This window comes from Flavobacterium piscis, assembly GCF_031457575.1.
Taxonomy (GTDB): domain Bacteria; phylum Bacteroidota; class Bacteroidia; order Flavobacteriales; family Flavobacteriaceae; genus Flavobacterium; species Flavobacterium piscis_A.
In genome coordinates this window covers 354,866-362,126 of the sequence record NZ_JAVDWQ010000005.1, presented here as the reverse complement: position 1 = coordinate 362,126, position 7,261 = coordinate 354,866, and the positions used below count along the sequence as shown (strand labels likewise).

Sequence of the window (7,261 nt, the reverse complement as noted above, 5' to 3'; positions counted from 1 at the left end):
TTTTGAAAAAAAATTTTCAATCCAAATTCGTATTGCTTGTCAGTATTTAAATGAACGTCTGTCGCTGTTGCGGGTGCAAAAGTACCACCTTTATTTACATTTACAACCTTTTTTATTATATAATTTCCATCCTTTTTATAACTTTTTCTTAACTCACTGATAACGCAAAACTTACAACTCATTTTTTTTTATAGTTTTTAGGATTTTTCTTAAGATGATTGTGACTTTCATAATTACCCCATTTGAAAAACCTCTGTTTTTACAGACTCAACAACCAATCATCTGTTTTTTGTTAACTATTCAATAGATACAAAAATCCCTTTTTTTGTCTGTATGGGCTTTTCAACGGCCTGCCAGCCGTTCTTTTTCCTCTTTTGCGTACTCTCTAACTGAATCTTCGAGCCGCAAGTCCCTATTTTCTTCTTTTCTGTGATTTCTCGCAAAATCACCAAGCAGCAAAGTCCCCCTGTTTATTCATATATAACACAACCTTCTTGTAAAAAACCACTCCCTAGCCCCGATGGAAGGGAAAATCCTTTTGCTTTTTTCTTTAAAAAGCTAAAGATTTGGAAGCACAGCGGGAAAAGGCTCCTGAAGATTTCAATGATAAAAGCTAGTCTTATATATTATAGTATAATTTTCTACTAATATATTCATGCAAAAATAAAACCTAACAGATTTTAAGACTATTGGATTATATTCGTTTATAAAATTCAATTTCAAGGATTATTTCGAGTTTCGGTAATTGTCTGAATGAAAGTTTCAATTGGCTGGGCACCGGATATAGCATATTTTCTATCAAAAACAAAAAAAGGAACACCCTGTACTCCTATTTCCTGAGCTTCATCAATATCAGATTGCACTTCTTTCAAATATAAATCTTCGTTTTGAACAATTTCTTCAACTTCATCAACAGGTAAACCAGCTTGTCTCGCCAATTCTATCAAAGTTGTGTTATCATTTAAATCCCTACCATTTGTAAAATAAGCTTTGAAGAAAATTTCTTCCATCTGATCTCCTAAGCTTTTCAATTTAGCCAATTGAATAATACGATGAGCTGTTAAAGAATTTGAAATAATAGCTTTATCAAAGTGATAATCCAACCCAACGCTCTTCGCTCTTTCTACAACACTCTTATGCATTTCTATAGATTGTTCTAAAGAAATACCTTTTCGTTCAGCCAGAAATGTATAAACATCTTTACCCGACTGTGGAGTTATTGAAGGATCAAGTTGAAAACTTTTCCAATCAATTTCAAATTCGTCATTTGGAAATTCAGCTAAAGCTGTTTCAAGTTGTCTTTTTCCGATATAACAAAACGGACACATGATGTCCGACCAAATTTCTATTTTCATTTTGCAAAAATAAGAAAATTTTTATTTCAGGTTTTAGATTTCAAGTTTCTGGTTTCCTTGCATGGCGAAAAACCTTGCGAACTTTGCGGTTAAACTGGAATTAACTTGAAACCTGAGACTTAAAACAAATTACTTATAATAAAAAACCGCAATTCTTTTGAAAGAATTGCGGTTTTTAGGTATAAAAAATGGTTGGTTAATAGCGATATTTTTTTTTACAATGATATGCCTTTAATTTGAAACTAAAAAAAATCCCTGTAACAAAAAGAAGTTTTGATGTTAACTATTTAACATCACGGGCATTACCAACATCGTAACAGTTTCTCCTTCTTCTAAACCATCAACTGGTGTTAAGATTCCAGCCCTGTTAGGTAATGACATTTCCAACATAATCATATCCGATTGTAAGTTGGTCAGCATTTCGGTTAAGAAACGTGAGTTGAAACCAATTTGCAGATCATCTCCCTGATAATCACATGTTAATCTTTCCTCGGCTTTGTTTGAATAATCGATATCCTCTGCAGAAACATTTAATTCTGCACCAGCGATTTTTAAACGAATTTGGTGTGTTGTTTTGTTTGAGAAAATCGCCACACGACGAACAGAACTTAAAAATAAAGAACGGTCAATCATTAATTTGTTCGGATTTTCTTTTGGAATTACTGCTTCATAATTTGGATATTTTCCGTCAATCAAACGACACATTAAAATATAATTATCAAATGAGAAAGTTGCATTTGAATCATTGTATTCAATTTTTACCTCAGCATCAGAAGTTCCCAAAATACTTTTCAGGATATTCAAAGGTTTCTTCGGCATAATGAAATCGGCTACTTGAGATGCTTTTACATCTGTACGGGCATATTTTACCAATTTATGAGCATCTGTTGCTACGAAAGTTAACCCCTCAGGTGAAAACTGGAAGAAAACTCCGGACATTACAGGACGTAAATCATCGTTACCTGCAGCAAAAATTGTTTTGCTTACAGCGGTTGCCAAAACATCAGCAGGAACCAAAGTTACCGATGGATCTTCAAGATTGACTGATTTAGGAAATTCTTCACCTGCCGCATATGCTAATGCATATTTCCCTGAATTAGAACTTATCTCAACTGTATTGTTATCTTCAACTGTAAAAGTCAAAGGTTGTTCCGGGAACGTTTTTAAAATTTCAAGCAAGAGTTTTGCGGGTACAGCTACACTTCCTGTACTTGTAGAATCAATTGATAATGTTGCCGACATTGTGGTTTCAAGATCTGAAGCCGAAACTGTCAATTCATTATTATTTAGTTCAAATAAAAAGTTGTCTAAAATAGGCAACGTATTGTTGCTATTAATTACACTACCTAAAACTTGTAATTGCTTTAATAAGTACGAACTCGATACTATAAATTTCATCTGTCTTTTTTTAATTTTGTGTGTATTCTGGTAATTTGAACCTAAAATATACGAATTACAAATATATCGTAAACAATCTTAGTTTCACAAATTTTTTATTAACATCTATTTGCTGTACTTCCTTTTTCGGATGTAGGTGAACACAAGTCCAAAAACCAATAAAATTAAGATTGGAAGCCCGATAGTTATGAATTGTGTCTGGCGATAATTTTCGTAAACTTTCTCCTTATCCAATAATGGCAAATCCAAATCTTTGCTTCTAATGTTAATAAGTCCGGTATCATCTAATAAATAGTTGATGCAATTCATCATAAAATCTTTATTGTCGTATAAATTTCCTGAACGTTGGTCGTAACCTAATTCAACTGGTATCCTGTTTTTATCCAATTGATTTTTTGCCAAATCACCATCTGATATCACAATCATTTTAGTTGGTTTTCCTTCTGCCAAAAATGAATTTTCTTTAAAAGGCAAAACGCGATTTTCAAAAGCGGAATGAAAACTTCCTTCCAGTAAAACTGAAAGTGGTAAATTTCCTTTATTGATATAATCTTTAGGAGATGTTTCTTCTGAGACAATATCCAGATTAATTTCGGCTGGAGTTCCTATTTTCTTTGAATAAGGTGACGATTGCAGTAAAACTGTTTTTTTGATTCCGTTTTTCAAGGTATCGATCGGACTTGCAAAGTCAAATTTAATTCCACCTAAATTTTTTACGATTGGGTGTGTTCCTTGTGGAGAAACAAGTGGCGCAAATTTCCAAACAAAATCCTGATACTGTGTAGCGCTTCCCTGTTCGCCTGTCGCGAGTTTTATTGGACTTCCCTGCTCGTCTTTTACTAAATCAGGATTGATTCGGAATCCGTATTTAAAAAACATATCATTCAGATTCAAATCCCTTGGGTAAGCCAAAGTTGCTCCCGACTGATTGTACAGACTATCCATGTCTGCCGCCACCTGATCAATTAGCCATAATGTTTTTCCTCCATTCATTATAAATTGATCCAAAACCTGTTTTTCTTCATCAGAAAAAGTTTGAGTAGGCTTTGCAATAATCGCTAAATCATATTTTTTTAATGCTTTTAAACTTTCTGTTGGATTTTTAGAAACTGAATCTAAGGTAAAAGGTCCAATGTAATAGCTTTCGCGAATTTGCATCAGCATTTTAGCAATATGAATTTCATTTATTTCACCATTTCCTTTTATGATTGCGACTTTCTTTTGCTTGTCTTTGGTAATTTTATTGATAGCATCGGTAATCGAATATTCTAAATGCTGAATTGAACCAATTACTTTTTGCGTAGTCGAAGCACCCATTCTGTTTTTCAACAATGGAATATTGACTTCTTTATTATTGTAAACTGCAATTGCCCACGGAAAAACCATTGCTTGTGATTGTTTTCCTTTGTCGTCAACGGTAATATTTATTGGCGTAAGTCCTTTTTGATATAATGATTTTACCAAATCCATGCTTTCGTCTTCGTTTTCCAGCGGATTCACAAATTCGAAAACAATATTTGAATTATAAGCCTGAAATTCTTCTAATAACTGTTGGGTCTCTTGTTGCAAACGTCTAAAATCAGCAGGCAAATCACCTTGCATGTAAATCTTAATCGATAACGGATTCTTTACTTGTTTTACAATCTGCAAAGAAGTTTCAGATAAAGTGTAACGCTTGTCTTTGGTCAAATCAAATCGGTAAAAAAACAAACTTCCGAGTACATTTAAAACAACCAAAACAAAAATTGTTATCCACAAAGTTTTGATATTCATTTGAGTTGATGCTTTCATTATGCTTTAAAAGATTTTAATTGATACACTGTAAATGACAGAAACAAAGCTGTAATACTTAAAAAGTAAATTACATCGCGAGTGTCAATTACTCCCCTACTCATACTTTTAAAATGATCCTGCATTCCTAACGAAGGCATAAAACCTAAAAAACCGGGAATTAATGATGCCAATCCTTCAAATCCGAAATAAAAGAAAAAACATAAAAATACCGAAAGGATAAAGGCTACGATTTGATTTTCTGAAAGTGTAGACGTGAAAATTCCGATCGCGGAATAAGAAGCGATCAAAAATAACAATCCGAAGTAAGAACCAATCGTGCTTCCCATATCGATATTTCCTTCAGGAAAACCTAAATTTGAAATTACTTTTACATAAATAAATGTGGGCACAATAGCTAATATAATCAGGAACAAAGAACCTAAAAACTTACCGTTTACAATTTCCCAAATTGATAATGGTTTGGTCAAAAGCAATTCGAGTGTTCCTTGTTTTCTTTCATCAGAGAAACTTCTCATCGTAACAGCCGGAATCAGGAAAATCAAAATCCATGGAGTTAGTGTAAAAAACGGAGTCAAATCGGCATAACCTGTGTTTAAGATATTGTAATCTCCTTCAAAGACCCATAAAAAAAGTCCGTTGCTGATTAAGAAAATCGCAATGACCAAATAGCCAATTGGAGATCCGAAAAAGGATTTTATTTCCCGTAAAATGATTGATTTCATGTAACTTATTTTTGTTTCAAGTTTTTTTGTTTCAGGTTTCAGGTTGTGTTTAGGTTCTTGAAATACCTTATGTATTATTTTTCGTGTGTAATTTTTAAAATCTTTGAATTTCTGGCATCAATTATTATTAGAAAAGTTCCTCCTTTGTAACCTTCAGGTAAAGTTCCGGAAACAATCCAATATTGATCTAAAAAATATGTTTCATAAGGTTTTTGTTTTTCTATATTTTGTTTTCCATAAATGTCAAATAAAATTGTTTCTGCTATTTTAACTGCACTGATACTATCTTTTATAATTATAGTTTTATAATCAACAACATTATGCTGTAGTTCTTTAGACAATGCTATTTTTAATTCTTCTTGCGCATATTCTTTTCCTAAAACCAAACGCTTATTTTGAGAACAACAACTAAAAGAATATATTAAAATGACTAATAAAAAATATTTCATAATTATTTTACCTTTTTGAAATAACCTGAAACTTTAAACTAAGCTTACCAATTTATCCACACTCCACGCTTCCGGTTTTGCGTTAAATAACTTTTTTGTAAAATCCCAAACCGAATTAAACAGTTCAGATTGCCTGTAATTTTCTAAGTCAGTTTCAGTTTCCCAATAACTGTAAGTGAAAAATATGCATTTATCATTTTTATCCTGGTACAATTCTAAAAAACGATTTCCATCAGCATTCCGTATTTTGTCTTTCACACTTTCAAAATTCTCCAAAAAATCAGGGATCTTTTCTTCGTGAAAACTCATTTTTACTATTCGAATGAACATATTATAATTTTAGATTTGTAATTGCAGATTTTAGATTGTTGAATCTAAATCATAACAAGTGCGCAAAAATACCAAAAAATAGATTGTTCTTTTCATTAAAACTTTGAAATTCCCAATTGAAATTTTAAACTCCAAAACCTGAGAAATTGAATCCCTATTTTAAGTAAGAAACTGCACAGTAATCACATCCCGATAATTCAATCCTAATAAACTATTGGCAGACCCTACATTTGAGGGATTACTTCTGAAAATGGCAATTTCAAGATAACCTGCTTCGTTAAAAATAGCTAGTTTTTCACCTTCATACGTTTTGATCGGATACTTGTCAGAAGTCGCAATTGCTGAATAGTTAGGTAAAATAGTTTTGATGCTCTTTGGTTTCATTACAATTTCGTACGGTCGGCCTTTGGCTACTTCTGTAAATTGTCTTTTCGAAATATTGGTTATTACGTTTCCAAAATGGTCAATGTAAATGACATACCCTTTTATCGAATTCCCATCATTGGCCACGACAGGCTGTAACTCCGTGATTTGTTTAATTTCCTGAATTTCTTTTCCTATGACATTCAATAATCCGCCTTTTGCGATATGACAGGCCACTTGTATAAAAATATCCAAATCGCTGAATTCACTGGGAAAACGATCGTGAATATTTATTTCGACAATTTTTTGCGGTACAATTTTCTGCGTAAGCATGCTTAGGATTCCGTTATCGGCACAAATAAAGTAGTGATCGTTCCATTGCATGGCGATGTGCTGGTTCTCTTTATTTCGTTCAATATCAACACCTACCAAATGTACAGTTCCTTTTGGGAAACTTAAATAAGATGCTCCGATAATATAACTCGCTTCAGCAGTGTTAAAGGGATCTATATCATGCGAAATGTCAATTATTTGAGCCTCTGAATATTCAGAAAGAATTTTACCCTTCAGTGAACCAACAAAGTGGTCTTTCAAGCCGTAATCGGTAGTAAGGGTAATTATTGACATCATTTTGTTTATAACTATTGGTAGTATTTAAATCTAATTTTCATTAAATTTGAGAAATGCAAAGCTAATAATAGTAAACTCATAAATGCAAGAAAGAAAAGACAAATTATAATAATAGTCCCAGTTTTCAGTCTGTAAAAAAGAATTGAATTTTGAAAAAGATTAAAAACAGTAAAAATTGATTAGAAAATTTATCTAATTATTTTTTTTAAAAAATTATGAC

The 7,261-nt window shown here is 32.3% G+C and carries 8 protein-coding genes; all 8 read right to left on the bottom strand.

The window, feature by feature from the left end:
• Positions 1-182: hypothetical protein (locus J2W48_RS10055; RefSeq protein WP_310280842.1), on the bottom strand; the 182-nt coding region annotated here is incomplete at its 3' end.
• Positions 183-719: 537 nt separating this feature from the next.
• Positions 720-1,355 (bottom strand): DsbA family oxidoreductase, encoded by a 636-nt coding sequence (locus J2W48_RS10050; protein ID WP_310280840.1) that lies wholly within the window; start codon positions 1,353-1,355, stop codon positions 720-722.
• A gap of 279 nt (positions 1,356-1,634) precedes the next feature.
• Positions 1,635-2,753: a DNA polymerase III subunit beta gene (gene dnaN / locus J2W48_RS10045; protein ID WP_310280837.1), complete on the bottom strand. Its 1,119-nt coding sequence runs from the start codon at positions 2,751-2,753 to the stop codon at positions 1,635-1,637.
• Between the two features lie 105 nt (positions 2,754-2,858).
• The gene (gene gldG / locus J2W48_RS10040; protein WP_310280835.1) at positions 2,859-4,544 is read right to left on the bottom strand and encodes a gliding motility-associated ABC transporter substrate-binding protein GldG; all 1,686 of its coding nucleotides are present in this window, start codon (positions 4,542-4,544) and stop codon (positions 2,859-2,861) included.
• Positions 4,544-5,311 (bottom strand): gliding motility-associated ABC transporter permease subunit GldF, encoded by a 768-nt coding sequence (gldF, locus tag J2W48_RS10035; protein WP_310280857.1) that lies wholly within the window; start codon positions 5,309-5,311, stop codon positions 4,544-4,546. Before gldF ends, gldG begins: the two co-directional genes overlap by 1 nt.
• Positions 5,312-5,343: 32 nt before the next feature.
• Positions 5,344-5,718 (bottom strand): NTF2 fold immunity protein, encoded by a 375-nt coding sequence (locus tag J2W48_RS10030; RefSeq protein ID WP_310280834.1) that lies wholly within the window; start codon positions 5,716-5,718, stop codon positions 5,344-5,346.
• 33 nt (positions 5,719-5,751) lie between these two features.
• Positions 5,752-6,048, bottom strand: a complete 297-nt coding sequence (locus tag J2W48_RS10025) for a putative quinol monooxygenase (protein ID WP_310280833.1) — start codon at positions 6,046-6,048, stop codon at positions 5,752-5,754.
• Positions 6,049-6,207: 159 nt separating this feature from the next.
• A complete protein-coding gene (locus J2W48_RS10020; RefSeq protein ID WP_310280855.1) occupies positions 6,208-7,038 on the bottom strand; it encodes an SAM hydrolase/SAM-dependent halogenase family protein in 831 nt (276 codons plus the stop codon).
• Positions 7,039-7,261: the final 223 nt, after the last annotated feature.